Source organism: Pseudomonas muyukensis (assembly GCF_019139535.1).
GTDB lineage: Bacteria > Pseudomonadota > Gammaproteobacteria > Pseudomonadales > Pseudomonadaceae > Aquipseudomonas > Aquipseudomonas muyukensis.
Window position 1 is genome coordinate 1285356 of sequence record NZ_CP077073.1, and the last position, 14938, is coordinate 1300293.

A 14938-nucleotide genomic window follows, 5' to 3' on the forward strand; every position below is an offset into this window, starting at 1 on the left:
AGCGTTGTGTTCAGACGAGGATCGAAAGGGGTGGCGCGCGGCTGCGGGCGCCGGGGAATACAGCCTGCCGGGCATGGCCCTGGCGCGTGGCATTGGTGAGATGGACGGGAGGCAGTTGGCTGCCGGCGCTGAGCGGGCTGAGGGTCTGGGGCAGGGCGGGGCAGTTGAACAGCAGGCTGCAGTAGCCGCACTTCTCCCACATGACATGCAGCTGGCCATCGTTGCCGTGGCCGTGGTGCGCGTCGTGACCCTGCGCCATGGGCATGCTCATCGACATGTCCATGGGCATGGCCATGCCGGCGTGGTGCTCCATCGGCATCGACTGGGAAACCAGCGGGCCGATGAAGATCATCCACATGGCGAACAGGCTCAGCCAGCCGCCACCGACGCGCCTGCGATCAGGGCGGGTGCTGCGGGCGGAGCTGTAGCGCGGCAGGCTCATGGCGAGCGCCTGTCAGTCGGTCAGTGCGCGTGCTCGTGCGCTGCGCCTTGCTCGGCCGGAGGTTGCTTCTGCACGGCGACATCGACGGTGACGTCACCGGCTTTCTCGAAATGCAGGGTCAGCGGGAAGCGCTTGCCGTCGGTGAGCAGGCTGCGGTCCTTGGGCTGCATGATCATCACGTGGTAGGCGCTGGGGGCGAAGGTCAGGTCCTTGCCTGCGGGCACCACCACGCTCTGCACCTGTTGCATCTTCATGGCGCCGGCGGCGCTCATCACGTGCTCGTGCAGCTGGGCGTCGTCGGTGATTGGGCTGTTTACCGAGAGCAGGCGGTCGTCGGCCTTGCCGTTGTTGTGCACGACGAAGTAGGCCGCCACATTAGGTGCGTTCGGCGGCAGTTCCAGCGACCAGGGGTGGGCGATGTGCAGGTCGCCGACGCTGTATTCGTGGGCGTTGGCGTAGGCGCCGGGCAGCAGCAGGGCGGCCAGGACGAGGGCTTGCTTGAGCATGGTGAGTCTCCGGTCTGTTCAGGTTCTGATGGACAGCGTAGTGAACTCAGGCCAGTGGAGAGGCACGGGGATTGAGCGCGGGCCAGAGCTGGCGCGGCGTGGGTTGGTAGTCGGCGAGGTGTGGCAGGTGCCCGGCGGGTAGCCGCGGCGGGTTGTGCAGCTGTGGCGGGTCGACGGGCAAGGCCAGCAAGGGCGCCGCGCCCAGGCAGCACCAGCAGTTCATCATGCTGGCGCTGTCGTCGCTTTGCGGCCCCAGGTCGATCTTGGCCAGGGCCTGGACATCGACCTTGGCCTTGTTGGCCATGCTGGAGCAGAAAGCCCCCCACAGCAGCTGTTCGGCCGGGCCCTTGGGCGCGGCAGAGGACAGCGGCATGGCCAGCAGGTTGAACAGCACTGCAAGGCAGGCTATCCAGGCGATGTGCCGACGTGGGGGCATGGAGAGATCCGGTCAGGAATCGTGATGGCTATTGTACGGCGGAGTATAGGTAAAAATGCCGGGGTGCGGTGAAGTGCCGCACCTGGGGCCTATTACTGGCGCGATCGTCGTAGGCGCCGGCCTTGCCGGCGAACACCGGCATAGCCGGTGCAATCCTCCGTGGCGCCTGGTTCGCCAGCAAGGCTGGCTCCTACGGGATGGAACGGGGCTATCAGGCCTTGCCGCGGCCCAGCAGCCCGCGCACGGTCTCTTGCAGGTCGGCCGGCAGCACCACGACTTTCGCATTGTCGCTACCCGCCAGGTTCTCCATCGCGCCGATGTAGCGCTCGCCCAGCAGGTACATGGCCGGCACGGTCTCGCTGCCCACCGCTTCCTTGACCAGGGTGATCGCCCGGGCCGAGGCTTCTGCCAGGTTGACCTGGGCCTCGGCGTCCAGCTTGGCGGCTTGCAGGCGTGCCTCGGCCTCGAGGATCGCCGCCTGCTTGTTGCCTTCGGCGCGGGTCACGTCGGCTTTACGCTCGCGCTCGGCGGCGGCCTGGCGCTCCATGGCGGTCTGCATGCTCGGCGACGGCTTGATGTCCTGGATCTCCACCGAGCGCACGGTCACGCCCCAGTCTTCGGTCTGCTCGGACATCGCCTCGCGCAGGCGCGCCTTGATCTGCTCGCGGCTGGACAGCGCCTCGTCCAGGTCCATGGCGCCGACGATGGCGCGCAGCGAGGTCATGGTCAGGCTGGTCACGGCGAACGAGAAGTTCTGCACGCCGTAGGAGGCCTTCTGCGGGTCGACCACCTTGGCGAAGCACAGGGCGTTGGCGACGATCACCGCGTTGTCCTTGGTGATGATCTCCTGTTGCTGCACGTCGAGGATGATGTCCTTGGTCGGCAGGCGGTAGGCGACCACGTCCATGTATGGAATGACGATGTTCAGGCCCGGCTTGAGGGTGCTGTGGTAGCGGCCCAGGCGCTCGACGATCCATTCCTCGCCCTGGGGCACGATGCGCACGCCCTTGAACACGGTGATCAGTACGAATGCGGCGAGGGTGCCGACGACGATGAGGCTGGTCATGCTTGCGAACTTCCTTTTAGTGCGGATTCAGGCCCGGGTGACCCGGGCGGTGTTGCCTTCGATGGCGGCCAGGCGCACGCGCTCGCCGGCGGGGATATCGCTGTCCGAGATACAGGTCCATTCCTCGTTGCCGAGGATTGGCTTCTGGAAACGCACGCGGCCTTTCTGGAACTGCGACACCGCGGCGGTCAGCAGGCCGACCTCGCCGATCACGCTATCGGCGGTCCAGCGCACGTCCGGCTTCTTGCGCCGGAACACCTTGAACCAGAGCACGGTGGTGATCGACGAGAACACCACCCACAGCACACCCTGCATATCGAGTTGCAGGCCGGGGGCGAGCAGCGAGACGAACGACACCAGCACGGCACCGATGCCGAACCAGAGGATGAAGAAGGTGGGGAGCACCAGTTCCAGCAGGATCAGGGCCACGCCGAAGACGAGCCAGATCCACCATTGCATTTCCATATGGGCGCAGCCTTCCAGAAGGGGAGGGGTGATTGTACGGCAGGATAAAGGCACAGGGCCATCTCGTGGCCGTCAGCGTGTGTGTGTCACCCAGTCTTCCACACGCAACCCTGGTACACGCTGGAACTCGCGCAGGTTGTTGGTCACCAGCGTAAGGCCGCGAGCGCGGGCGTGGCCGGCAATCATTCTGTCGTAGGGGCCGATGGGCGTGCCGGCCTTGGCCAGCTCCGCACGTAGCTGCGCGGTGTGAGCGGCGCCCTGTATGTCGTAGTCAAGCACATCGAGCCGTGCGGCGAACCCCTCGACAATGGCCAGGTTACGTTCCGGCGCGGCGGATTTTTCCGCACCGTAGATCAGTTCCATCAGGGTTACCGTGCTGATGGCCAGTTGGCCGTGGTAGCGATTGAATGCATCGCGTACTACCTGTGGCTTGTTCTTGATGGTGAAAATGCAGATGTTGGTATCGAGCATGTACCTGAGCATCAGAACCCTTCGCGCTCCTGGTCGGCTGGCTGTTCCCTGCTGGCCATGAAGTCCGCACTCACATCGTCACCCTCGAACCAGCTGTCCCAGCTTTCGCCGGCAGGCGAGATGATGCGCGAACGCCCCACCGCGACGATGTCCACGCGGGTGACGTCTTCTGGAAGAGCGAGGGCTTTTGGCATGCGGATAGCCTGGCTGCGGTTGCTTTTGAAGACTGCACCTTGCTCCATGACGTGCCTCCTTGAAAGCGCAAAAGTATGTCCGGAGTTTAATCCGAGGAATGGATATGTCAATGGGATATACAAGTCCTGGGCAGGCCCAGTGCCTCCAGTAGTGCGCCTGCATCCTGAAACGCCCGATCCACTTCCGGCAGCACCGGCCGCTTGAGCACCAGCACCGGGATACCTCGCTCCCGCGCCACCTCGAGCTTCGGCTCGGTGGCTGTGCTGCCACTGTTCTTGCTCACCAGTACGTCGATTCGCCGACGCTCGAACAAGGCACGTTCATCGTCGAGGCGGAACGGCCCGCGCGCACCGATCACCTCGCAGCGTTCATTGGCGGGGCAGGCCTCGAGGGCGCGCAGGGTCCAGAACTGGTGTGGCGGGATTTCGTCCAGGTGTTGCAGCGGTTCGCGGCCGAGGGTGAACAGCGGTCGCTCGAAGGGGGCGAGCGTCTCGATCAGTTCGGCCCAGTCAGCCACTTCGCGCCAGTCATCCCCCGCCTGCGCCTGCCAGGCCGGGCGACGCAGTGCCCAGCAGGGGATGCCGGCGCTGGTGGCGGCCTGGGCGGCGTTGGCGCTGATCTGCGCGGCATAGGGATGGGTGGCGTCGATCAACAGGCCGATGCCTTCGGCGCGCAGGTAGTCGGCCAGGCCTTCGGCACCGCCATAGCCGCCGACCCGCACCTGGCAGGCCAGGTCCTGGGGAATGCGGCCGATGCCGGCGAGGCTGTAGACATGCTGCGGCCCCAACTGGCGGGCAATGGCCAGGGCTTCGGCAACGCCGCCGAGCAGCAGGATGCGCCCGTTCATGCCACGCCCGCCTTGCCGACGATGCCGCCCTGGCGGTCGATGGCGAACACTTCGACCTGCACTTGGGCCGGCACCACGCTGCGGGCGAACAGCAGGGCATGGCGGCACACCTCGTCGCCCAGGGCGATGCCGGCGGCGTGCGCGAGGGCGAGGGCCTGCTGGCTGGTGTTGGCGGCGACGATCGCCTGTTGCAGCGCTGGGTCCGCGCCAATGGCCGCGGCCCAGCCCGCCAGCTGCGGCAGGTCGATGCTCGAATGGCGGCTGTGCAGGTCCATGTGCCCGGCCGCCAGCTTGCTGATCTTGCCGAAGCCGCCGCATAGCGTGAGGCGTGGCACCGGCACCTTGCGCAGGTGCTTGAGCACCGCGCCGACGAAGTCGCCCATTTCGATCAGGGCGATCTCCGGCAGGTTGTAGACCCGGCGCATGGTGTCTTCGCTGGCGTTGCCGGTGCAGGCGGCGATATGGGTGTAGCCGTTGGTGTGGGCAACGTCGATGCCCTGGTGGATCGAGGCGATGTAGGCCGAACAGGAGAACGGCCGGACGATGCCGCTGGTACCGAGGATCGACAGCCCACCAAGGATGCCCAGGCGCGGGTTCATGGTCTTCAGGGCCAGCGCCTCGCCGCCCCGGACATTGACCGTGACTTCGAAACCGCCGTGATAGCCGCACTCGTTGGCCAGCTGTTGCAAGTGATCGCCGATCATCTTGCGCGGCACTGGGTTGATCGCCGGCTCTCCAACTGCCAGGACAAGCCCTGGGCGCGTCACGGTGCCCACGCCTGCGCCAGCGACGAAGCGCACGCCGGGCTCGGCCAGCAGGCGCACCTGGCTATAGAGCAGGGCGCCATGGGTGACATCGGGGTCGTCGCCGGCATCCTTCAGCGTGCCAGCCTCGGCGCCGTCGCCCTTGAGGTGGCAGAACTCCAGGCGCATCTGCACCACCTTGCCCTTGGGCAGGGTGATGTGCACCGCGTCATGGTGCTGGCCGGTCAGCAGCAGGCGCGCGGCGGCCAGGCTGGTGGCGGTGGCGCAGCTGCCGGTGGTCAGGCCGCTGCGCAGGGGCGCGGGCTGTTCGCGGGTCTCTTCACGCATCGAGGGGCTTCACCACGTCCAGCAGGGTGATCGGCAGGGCCTGGCGCCAGGTGTCGAAGCTGCCCAGTGGCTGGGTGTGGGCGATATGGATACGGGTCAGGTCGCCGCCGTGCTGGTCGCGAAACTGCGCCAGGGCGACCTCGCTTTGCAGCGTGACGGCGTTGGCAACCAGGCGGCCGCCCGGCAGCAGGCGTTGCCAGCACAGCTCAAGCACGCCTTCGCGGGTGACGCCACCGCCGATGAAGATCGCGTGCGGGCGTTCCAGGCCGTGCAGGGCGTCCGGCGCCTTGCCGCGAATCAGCTGCAGGCCGGGTACACCGAGGGTGTCGCGGTTGTGTTCGATGAAGCCCTGGCGGCCTTCGTCGGCCTCGATGGCCAGGGCACGGCAGCTGGGGTGGGCGCGCATCCACTCGATGCCGATGGAACCGCAGCCTGCCCCCACGTCCCACAGCAGCTCGCCCGGTTGCGGCGCCAGGCGTGCCAGGGTGATGGCGCGCACGTCGCGCTTGGTCAGCTGGCCGTCATGATGGAAGGCGCTGTCAGGCAGGCCGGCCACCCGAGGCAGGCGCGGGGTGCCAGGCGTGGCCTGGCATTCGATGGCGACCAGGTTGAGCGTGGCGATGTCGGTGTGTGGCCAGTCGTCGGCGCTGCCGCTCAGCGTTCTTTCCTGTGGGCCACCGAGGTGTTCGAACACCTGGAGGCGGCTGGGGCCGAAGCCACGTTCGCGCAACTGCGCGGCAATGGCCGCGGGGCTGCTTTCGTCGTTGCTCAGCACCAGCAGGCGCACGCCGCTGTGCAGATGGGCATTGAGCGCGGCCAGCGGCCGGGCCACCAGCGACACCACCTGCACGTCCTGTAACGGCCAGCCCAGGCGGGCGGCGGCCAGGGCGCAGGAGGAGGGCATCGACAGCACTTGCAGCTCCTCGGCGGGAAGCTGGCGCGCCAGGCTGGCGCCGACGCCGAAGAACATCGGGTCGCCGCTGGCCAGCACGCAGACCGGCTCGCCGCGCAGGGCCATGACCGGGGTCAGGGAGAATGGGCTGGGCCAGGTCAGTTGCTCGGCGGTCACGCAGCGGGGTAGCAGGGCCAGCTGGCGCGGGCTGCCAAAGATCCGGGTGGCTGACAGCAGCGCGCGCCGGGCCTGTTTGCCCAGGCCGCTGAAACCGTCTTCGCCGATGCCTATTACTGTCAGCCAGGGGGCCATCTGTTCCTCGTACCAATCATTGATCGCGGGGCAAGTCCGCCCCCTCGAAGTGACGTGGGAGCGGGCTTGCCCCGCGATGCGTCTTAGCGTTCGACCACCGGTTTTTCATGCCGTCGGACAAAGCAGGCATAATACCGCGCCTTCTACACTGAAGCGCACTTTCACGATTGCCGGATGCCTCCTTGAAGCCGCCCCTGCCCACCGAAGTTTTGCCCCGTCCCTCGGCCTGCCCGGGGTTGTGGCGCATCGTCGCCGCGCGCGATGGTGGCATCTGCCGGATCAAGCTGCCCGGTGGCCTGCTGCTGGCCGACCAGGCCGATGCCGTGGCCGACGCCGCCGAACGCTTCGCCGCCGGGGTGATCGAGGCGACCAACCGGGCCAACCTGCAGATCCGTGGCATAGGCCAGGATCACGGCGGGCTGGTCGAGCATCTGCTGGCCGCCGGGCTCGGCCCGCGTGACGCGGCGGGCGATGATGTGCGCAACCTCATGCTCAGCCCTCTGGCCGGGCTCGATCCGACCATGTTGTTCGACACCCGGCCATTGGCCGGGCAGATCCTCGACCTGCTGGAAAGCACCCCCAGGTTCCACAAGCTGTCGGCCAAGTTCGCCGTGCAACTCGATGGCGGCGAAGCGTTGGCGATGCGCGAACATGCCCATGATCTGTGGCTGTCCGCGATGCCAGGCGAAGGCCGTATCTGGTTGCGCTTCGGGCTCGCGAGCAGCCTGTCGAATGGCCAGGCGCTGGGGGCGGTGCCGGTAGAGCAAGGGCTGGCGCTGGTGCGCGCGGTACTGGAGCGCTTCCTCGACCTGGCGACGCCCGAGCAGTCGCGCATGCGTCAATTGCTGCAGGTGTGCCCGCAGGCGCACTTCCTGGAAGGGCTGGCGATCCAGGTCGAGAGCACCTCGATGGCCTGGCAGCGCCCGGCCACGACAAGCCCATGGTTGGGCGTGCTGCCCCAGCGCCAGGGCGTGGCCCTGGGCGTCGCGCCACCCCTGGGGCGGCTGACGCCGGCCATGCTGCGCAGTGCCGCGCGCATCGCCCGGCAATGGGGCGATGGCAGCGTGCGGCTGAGCCCTTGGCAGAGCCTGGTGCTGACCTCCCTCGAGCCGACCGCGCTGGAAAACGCCCGCGCGCAACTGATGGCCTGCGGCATGCTCTGTCACAATGCGCATCCGTTGGCGCGAGTGGTCGCCTGCACCGGCTCCAGCGGTTGCGCCAAGGCCCAGGCCGACACCAAGGCCGACGCCCTGACCCTGGCCGCCCTGTTGCGCCACGGTGCCCCGGGCAGCGTGCACTTGTCTGCCTGCCCTCGTTCCTGCGCCATGGCCCATACCGCCCCGGCCACCCTGCTGGCCCGCGCCCCGGGCCGCTATGACCTTTACTTGCGCGACGCGCGCCTGCCGGGCTTCGGCAGGCTGCACGGCGCCAACCTCACCCCAGAAGAAGCAGGCGCCATGCTCGACCTGCCGACGGAGCACCTTGATGATTGACTACATCCGCGATGGTCAGGAGATCTATCGCAATTCCTTCCGCATCATCCGCGAGGAGGCCCGGCTCGAGCGCATCCCCGCCGATCTGGAAAAGCTCGCCGTGCGGGTGATTCATGCCTGCGGCATGGTCGAGGCCATCGATGGCCTGCAGTTCTCCGAAGGCGCCGGCCGCGCCGGCCGCGAGGCCCTGGCCAAGGGCGCGCCGATCCTCTGCGACGCGCACATGGTCGCCGAAGGCATCACCCGCGCCCGCCTGCCGGCCAACAACCCGGTGATCTGCACCCTGCGCGACCCAAGCGTGCCGGACCTGGCCAAGGCCGAGGGCAACACCCGCTCGGCGGTGGCCCTGGAGCTGTGGCGCCCGCACCTGGAAGGCAGCGTGGTGGTGATCGGCAACGCGCCGACCGCGTTGTTCTACCTGCTGGAAATGCTCGACGCCGGCGCGCCGAAGCCGGCGCTGATCCTCGGCTTCCCGGTGGGCTTCGTTGGCGCCGCCGAATCCAAGGCCATGCTCGCCGCCGATAGCCGCGGGGTGCCGTTCGTGATCATGCAGGGCCGCCTGGGCGGCAGCGCGATGGCCGCCGCGGCGGTCAACGCCCTGGCCACGGAGGTGGAATGATGCAGGCACGTGGACGACTGCTGGGCCTGGGCGTAGGCCCGGGCGACCCCGAGCTGATTACGCTCAAGGCGTTGCGCCTGCTGCGCGAAGCGCCGGTGGTGGCGTATTTCGTGGCCAAGGGCAAGCGCGGCAATGCCTTCGGCATCATCGAGGCGCACCTGGTGCCTGAACAGACCCTGCTGCCGCTGGTCTACCCGGTGACCACCGAGGCATTGCCGGCGCCGCTGTCCTATGAGCAGGTGATCAGCGACTTCTACGACGAAGCCAGCGTGCAGGTGGCCGAACACCTGGATGCCGGCCGCGACGTGGCGGTAATCTGCGAGGGGGACCCGTTCTTCTATGGCTCCTACATGTACCTGCACGACCGCCTGGCCTCGCGCTACGAAGCGCAGGTGATTCCCGGTGTGTGCTCGATGCTCGGTGGCGCCTCGGTACTCGGCGCGCCGCTGGTGTACCGCAACCAGACCCTCACCGTGCTCTCGGGCGTGCTGGCGCATGACGAACTCAAGCGCCGCCTGGCCGACGCCGATGCGGCGGTGATCATGAAGCTGGGGCGCAACTTCCCCAAGGTACGCCAGGTGCTCGCCGAGCTGGGCCTGGATGGCCGTGCGCTGTACGTCGAGCGGGCGACCATGGCCAACCAGAAGATCGTCGCGCTGGACGCGGTCGACCCGCAGTCTTCGCCCTACTTCTCGCTGATCATCGTGCCGGGTGAGAAATGGCAGGGATGATCAAGGCACCGGCAATCGTCGTTCTCGGCCCGGGCAGCCTGGCCACCGCGCAGCGTATCCAGCAACGTTATCCACAGGCGGTGATCCATGGCCTGCAAGGGCGGGTGGAGGGGGCCGAGCGTTACTACGCAGTCTTCGGCGACACCCTGCGCGAGCTGTATCGGCAAGACACGCCGATCATCGCCCTGTGCGCGGCGGGCATCGTCATTCGCAGCCTGGCGCCGCTGTTGAGCGAAAAAGGCGTCGAGCCACCGGTGCTGGCCGTGGCCGAGGACGGCAGCGCCGTGGTACCGCTGCTGGGCGGCCTGGGCGGGGTCAACGTCATGGCGCGCGCGCTTGGCGAGGCGCTGGGTGTGCCAGCGGCAATCACCACCAGTGGCGAGCTGCGCTTTGGCACTTGCCTGCTCAACCCACCGCCAGGCTATGCCCTGGCGGACCTGGAACAGGGCAAGCGTTTCGTCTCCGACCTGTTGGCGGGCGAGGCCGTGCGTATCGAAGGCGACGCGCCGTGGCTGGATCAGGCGCAACTGCCGGCCAGCGCCGATGCGCAACGCACCATCCATGTTGGCTGCGCTGCACGCCCCGCCAGCCGTGACGAGTTGCTGATCCACGCGCGCTGCGTGGTGGTGGCGGTTGCGGCCGGTGAGGCCGGCCTGGCGCAGCGGGTGCGTGAGCGCTTGCAGGCCGCAGGCATTGCCGAGCCGGCCCTGGCCTGCCTGCTGGCGAGCGAGACCGAGATGGCCGAGCCCGCGCTGCATGAGGCCGCACAGGCGCTGAACGTCGCCTTGCGCTTCGCGCCGGCAGGCGCGAGCCTGCAGCAAATGCTCGGCACCGCGCTGCCCCAGGCGCGGATCGAACGCCTTGGCGAATTGGCCGTGGCCATTGCCCCCGCGCCGATCGAGGTCGAGCGCCTGGGCCGTCGCCGTGGTCGCCTGGCCGTGATCGGCCTGGGCCCGGGCGCCGCCGAGCTGATGGTGCCGGCGGTCAAGGCCGAGCTGGCCCGTGCCCAGGACGTGCTCGGTTACGAAACCTACGTGCGCATGGCCGGCCCGTTCCGTGACGACCAGGTGCTGCACTGCACCGACAACCGCGAAGAGATGCAGCGCGCCCGCCATGCCTTCGAGCTGGCCGCGCAAGGGCGTTCGGTGGTGGTGGTGTCGTCGGGCGACCCGGGGGTGTTCGCCATGGCCGCCGCGGTGCTCGAAGCGCTGCACGAATCCACTGACCCGGCCTGGCAGCGGGTCGAGCTTGAGATCCTGCCCGGCGTGTCGGCCTCGCTGGCTACCGCCGCTCAGGCGGGGGCGCCACTGGGCCACGACTTCTGCGTGATGTCGCTGTCGGACAACCTCAAGCCCTGGTCGATCATCGAGAAACGCCTCGACCTGGCGGCCCAGGCCGACCTGGTGCTGGCGTTCTACAACCCGATCTCCAGGTCACGGCCGCATCAACTGGGCCACGCACTGGAAGTGGTGCGCCGCCATCGCCACGCGCATACGCCGGTGGTGCTGGGGCGTGATATCGGGCGGCCGGGGCAGACCCTGCGGGTGGTCACGCTGGGCGAGCTGGTGCCCGAGATGGTCGACATGCGCACCATGGTGCTGGTCGGCTCCTCGACCACCTGCACCTTCCCCCGTGCCGACGGCGGCGAGTGGGTGTACACCCCGCGCTGGTACCCGGCCAAGCCCTGAGGCGAGCCGCGATCAGGGCACCAGGTAGCCCTTGATCCCGGTGAAGATGATCTGCGCCGCCAGGGCGCAGACGAACAGCCCCATCAAGCGGCTGACGATCTGCAAGCCCTGGTCGCCGAGCAACCGCTCGATGCGGTGCGAGAGGTACAGCACCAGGCCCACGGTGAAGCTGGCCAGGGCGATGCTGACGATGGCCAGCAGCTTGTCGTCCCAGTGCGGTTGGCCAACCCCCATCACCAGCAGCGCGCCGATGGTACCGGGGCCCACGGTCAGTGGGATGGTCAGCGGCACGATGGTCACGTCCTGCTGCACGTTGTCGGTCTGGATCGCCGACTTGCCCTGGGCCATGCCCAGTGCCGAGATGAACAGCACTGAGCCGGCGCCGATGCGAAACGCGTCGGCGGTAATGCCGAACACGCCGAAGATCACCCGCCCGAACAGGTACAGCAGCACGCTGGCGATCAGCGTGGCAAAGGCCACGCGCCAGGCCAGTTGCTTGCGTTCCTTGCTGGAGTGGCCGCGGGTCAGGCTGATGAAGCACGACAGCACGAAGAACGGGCTGTAGAGCACGAGCATTTTCAGGTAGACGCTGAACAACTCATGGAGCATGGGGGCGGGTCCAGGCGGGGAGATGTCACTGTATAGCACGGATCCTGTAGGAGATCGCCCAGCCCTTCGGGCTACGCTGTCGTGCAGGGAACTGTCCCCTGTGGGAGCGGCCTTGCGTCGCGAAAGGGCTGCGTAGCAGCCCCAGGTTCTCAGTGTTGATGCAAAGATCGTCGGGGCCGCTCTGCGTCCCATTCGCGACGCAAGGCCGCTCCTACACCGATAGCGCTGCCCGCGGCGTTTCAGTCGAGCGGATCGGTCACCACCTGCCGCTGCCCCGCCCAGAACTGCACCAGCTCGCGCAATTGCGACAATTCCACCGGCTTGGCCATGTGCCCGTCCATGCCGGCCAGGCGCGCGCGTTCCTTGTGCTCGGTGAGGATGTGCGCGGTCAGTGCCACCACCGGCGTGCGCGGGCGCTGGTTGGCGGTTTCCCAGGCACGGATCTGCTGGGTGGCGGAGAAGCCATCGAGAATCGGCATCTCGCAGTCCATCAGCACCAGGTCGTAGCGCCGTGCCTTCATCGCCTGCAAGGCTTCCTCGCCGTTGGCGGCGGTGTCCGGTTCGAGGTTGAGCTTGCCGAGCATGCCGCGGATGACCTTGGTCGAGATGCTGTTGTCCTCGGCCACCAGGATGCGGAAGTCGCGGGGCAGGTCCAGCGCTGGCGGGGTGCCGGCCGGTGCGCTCGGCATGGCCAGCTCGCGACCGCGCAGCGCCAGCTCTTCGGCCAGGGTGGTCTTGAGCGTGTAGCCGGCCACGGGTTTGGCGAGGATGCGCTTGACCCCGGCATTGCGCGCGATGATCTTGCTCGGCGCGTTGCTGATGCCGGTGAGCATCACCACCAGGATGTCATGGTTCAGGCTCGGGTCTTCCTTGATTTTCGCCGCCAGCTGCATGCCGGTCATGCCGGGCATGTTCTGGTCCAGCAGCACGGCGTCGAAGTAGTCGCGCAAGTGCGCCTTGGTGCGCAGCAGGGCCAGGGCTTCCTTGCCGGAAGGCACCGCGCTGACGTTCATGCCCCAGGCGCTGCATTGCTGCACCAGGACCTTGCGACAGGTGTCGTTGTCGTCGACCACCAGCACCCGGGCATCGCGCAGCGGGCCGTCGAGGTCGGTGGGCGGCTGCTCCAGGCGTTGCGGATCCAGCGGCAGGGTCAGCCACAGGGTGTTGCCCATGTTGGCGCTGGTCTTGATGCCGAATTCGCCCTGCATCAGGCCGATCAGCTGCTTGGCGATCACCAGGCCAAGGTGGCCGCCCAGCTTGTTGCTAGACAGGAAGTGGCGGCTGTGCAGCTCGGCCTGCAGCAGGGCATCGCGCTCGGCCGCTGGCATGGGCTCGCCGCTGTCCTGCACGGCGATCCGCAGGCGCGGGGTGTCACCGCGCTGGTCGAGGGCCACCACCAGCAGGATCTCGCCCTGCTCGGTGTTCTTCAGCGCGTTGTCGAGCAGGCTCGACAAGGCCTGGCGCAGGCGCGTCGGATCGCCGCTGATCACCCGTGGCACCTGGGGCTGGGTGAAGCTGATCAGCTCGATGTTCTGCTGCTCGGCCTTGGCCCGGAAGATGTTCAGGCAGTCCTCGATCAGCGCATTGAGGTCGAACTGCACGTCGTCCAGCTCGATCTGCCGCGACTCGAGCTTGGAGATGTCGAGGATCTCGTTGATCAGCGTCAGCAGCTCGTTGCCGGCGCTGTGGATGGTCTGCACGTAGTCGCGTTGCTTGACCGACAGCGGCGTGCCCAGCAGCAGTTCGGTCATGCCCAGCACGCCGTTCATGGGGGTGCGGATCTCGTGGCTGATCTTGGCCAGGAACTCGGCCTTGGCATTGATCTCGGCGTCGCTGGCGGCCAGGGCGCGGCTGGCGCTGAAGCGCTCCTCGCTGATCCGCCGCAGGCGCTCGCTGACAGCCAGGTTGAGCAACAGGCCGCTGACCACGGTCAGCGCCAGCAGCACGCACAGCAGCCAGGGCGTGGAGGTGCGGGTGAGGCCGAGCAGGGCCGGCAGCAGCACCAGGCCGCCGAGGTTGAACACCAGCATGGCCAGGGTGAACAGCCGCGCCGGGGTGTAGCCCTTGTACCAGTGGTAGCTGCTGATCAGCAGCATGCTCAGGCTGCCCAGGGCGAGCAGGGCGTAGGTCATCAGGTTCAGCGGCAGGGTGTCGACGAACAGCAGCACCAGGCCGCTGACCCCGGCCACCAGCATCTCCATGTGCAGCAGGCGGTTCAGCCTGGCCGAGCTGCGTGGGGTGAAGAAGTGCAGGGTGAAGAACAGCCCGGCCAGCCCGGCCAGCACCAGGGTCAGGTAGGCGGCCGGGGTCTGGGCGCTGTACCACAGGTGCCACCAGGGGCCGCTGAGGTTCAGCAGGATCAGCGCGCTGAGCAGCATCAGGGCGTGGTACAGCGCCAAGGTCAGGGTGGTGGTGGAACGGGTGTAGGCGAAGCGGATCAGGTTGTGCAGGATCAGCATCACCAGGCCGCCGAACAACAGGCCGAACAGCAGCGGCTGGCGCTGGTCGGCGGCAGCCTTGGCCGCCGGCTCCAGGCTGATGGCCGGGCGCAGCTGGTGTTCCGATACCAAGCGCAGGTAGACGTCCACCGCCTGGCTGCTGCGCGGCAGCGGCAGCACATGGTCGCTGCCATGCAGGGTGGGGCTGGGGTTTTCGCCCTGTCGGCCGTGGTGCAGCTGGCGTAGCAGCTTGTCGCCCTCGAGGGCGTAGAGGTCCAGACGCGACAGGTCGGGGGCGAAGATACGGACCAGTTGCTCCTGCTCGCCGGGTTCGAGGCGATAGTGCAGCCACAGGGCCTGGTCGGGGAGGGCGCCATCCAGTTGGTTCAGCGCCAGGGGGCTGAACTGGTTGCGGTAGCGCTCGGAGCGCACGTCGGAGAGCTGCAGGCTGGCCTGTTCGTCGAGCAGCACCGACCAGCCAGTGCCCGGTTCGGCTTGCGCCGGCAGCAGGCAGAGCAGGGTCAGCAGGCTGACGATGAGGACGGTGGCAATCCGAAGCCGACGCACGACGAAATCCCTTCTTAGCTGATGTGCCGGAGCACAACTATGCGCGGCGCGCCGAGGCGAAGGCAAGGCC

General features: G+C 67.7%; 16 protein-coding genes. 4 read left to right on the forward strand and 12 right to left on the reverse strand.

Annotated features, from left to right (window positions below):
- Positions 1-10: 10 nt before the first annotated feature.
- The 10 genes from KSS95_RS05795 to cbiE all read right to left on the reverse strand — a co-directional run bounded on the left by KSS95_RS05795 (position 11) and on the right by cbiE (position 6723).
- A complete protein-coding gene (locus KSS95_RS05795; protein ID WP_217852436.1) occupies positions 11-442 on the reverse strand; it encodes a DUF2946 domain-containing protein in 432 nt (143 codons plus the stop codon).
- 20 nt (positions 443-462) lie between these two features.
- Complete coding sequence (locus KSS95_RS05800) at positions 463-948, reverse strand: copper chaperone PCu(A)C (protein ID WP_217852438.1); 486 nt, start codon at positions 946-948, stop codon at positions 463-465.
- A 46-nt stretch (positions 949-994) separates the two neighbouring features.
- On the reverse strand, positions 995-1384 hold the full coding sequence (locus tag KSS95_RS05805; RefSeq protein WP_217852440.1) for a DUF2946 domain-containing protein: 390 nt from the start codon (positions 1382-1384) through the stop codon (positions 995-997).
- A gap of 211 nt (positions 1385-1595) precedes the next feature.
- Positions 1596-2450, reverse strand: coding sequence for an SPFH domain-containing protein (locus KSS95_RS05810; protein ID WP_217852442.1), 855 nt, complete (start codon positions 2448-2450; stop codon positions 1596-1598).
- 27 nt (positions 2451-2477) lie between these two features.
- Positions 2478-2915, reverse strand: a complete 438-nt coding sequence (locus KSS95_RS05815; RefSeq protein ID WP_217852444.1) for an NfeD family protein — start codon at positions 2913-2915, stop codon at positions 2478-2480.
- Between the two features lie 72 nt (positions 2916-2987).
- Entirely contained in the window at positions 2988-3398 is a 411-nt protein-coding gene (gene vapC / locus KSS95_RS05820) for a type II toxin-antitoxin system tRNA(fMet)-specific endonuclease VapC (RefSeq protein WP_217852446.1), read from the reverse strand.
- Positions 3398-3628 (reverse strand): type II toxin-antitoxin system VapB family antitoxin, encoded by a 231-nt coding sequence (gene vapB / locus KSS95_RS05825; RefSeq protein WP_011535889.1) that lies wholly within the window; start codon positions 3626-3628, stop codon positions 3398-3400. The genes vapC and vapB overlap by 1 nt, the downstream gene beginning before the upstream one ends.
- Before the next feature lie 59 nt (positions 3629-3687).
- Positions 3688-4428, reverse strand: a complete 741-nt coding sequence (locus KSS95_RS05830; protein WP_217852448.1) for a cobalt-precorrin-6A reductase — start codon at positions 4426-4428, stop codon at positions 3688-3690.
- Positions 4425-5519: a cobalt-precorrin-5B (C(1))-methyltransferase gene (locus tag KSS95_RS05835; protein ID WP_217852450.1), complete on the reverse strand. Its 1095-nt coding sequence runs from the start codon at positions 5517-5519 to the stop codon at positions 4425-4427. The genes KSS95_RS05830 and KSS95_RS05835 overlap by 4 nt, the downstream gene beginning before the upstream one ends.
- Positions 5512-6723, reverse strand: a complete 1212-nt coding sequence (gene cbiE, locus KSS95_RS05840) for a precorrin-6y C5,15-methyltransferase (decarboxylating) subunit CbiE (protein ID WP_217852451.1) — start codon at positions 6721-6723, stop codon at positions 5512-5514. Before cbiE ends, KSS95_RS05835 begins: the two co-directional genes overlap by 8 nt.
- A gap of 167 nt (positions 6724-6890) precedes the next feature.
- Here cbiE and cobG point away from each other — a divergent pair, with 167 nt between their 5' ends.
- Genes cobG through cobJ form a run of 4 tightly spaced genes read left to right on the forward strand, consistent with a single transcriptional unit; the run spans position 6891 to position 11254 of the window.
- On the forward strand, positions 6891-8216 hold the full coding sequence (gene cobG / locus KSS95_RS05845) for a precorrin-3B synthase (RefSeq protein WP_437179571.1): 1326 nt from the start codon (positions 6891-6893) through the stop codon (positions 8214-8216).
- The gene (locus KSS95_RS05850; protein ID WP_217852455.1) at positions 8209-8835 is read left to right on the forward strand and encodes a precorrin-8X methylmutase; all 627 of its coding nucleotides are present in this window, start codon (positions 8209-8211) and stop codon (positions 8833-8835) included. Before cobG ends, KSS95_RS05850 begins: the two co-directional genes overlap by 8 nt.
- The gene (locus KSS95_RS05855; protein ID WP_217853937.1) at positions 8835-9566 is read left to right on the forward strand and encodes a precorrin-2 C(20)-methyltransferase; all 732 of its coding nucleotides are present in this window, start codon (positions 8835-8837) and stop codon (positions 9564-9566) included. Before KSS95_RS05850 ends, KSS95_RS05855 begins: the two co-directional genes overlap by 1 nt.
- The gene (gene cobJ / locus KSS95_RS05860) at positions 9563-11254 is read left to right on the forward strand and encodes a precorrin-3B C(17)-methyltransferase (RefSeq protein ID WP_217852457.1); all 1692 of its coding nucleotides are present in this window, start codon (positions 9563-9565) and stop codon (positions 11252-11254) included. Before KSS95_RS05855 ends, cobJ begins: the two co-directional genes overlap by 4 nt.
- Before the next feature lie 12 nt (positions 11255-11266).
- Here the strand turns inward: cobJ and KSS95_RS05865 are convergent, their stop codons facing one another.
- Together KSS95_RS05865 and KSS95_RS05870 are read right to left on the reverse strand one after the other, a co-directional pair.
- A complete protein-coding gene (locus KSS95_RS05865) occupies positions 11267-11863 on the reverse strand; it encodes a MarC family protein (protein ID WP_217852459.1) in 597 nt (198 codons plus the stop codon).
- A 239-nt stretch (positions 11864-12102) separates the two neighbouring features.
- Positions 12103-14868 carry a hybrid sensor histidine kinase/response regulator gene (locus KSS95_RS05870; protein ID WP_217852461.1) on the reverse strand — a complete coding sequence of 922 codons (2766 nt, stop codon included), beginning with the start codon at positions 14866-14868 and terminating at the stop codon, positions 12103-12105.
- Positions 14869-14938 lie beyond the last annotated feature (70 nt).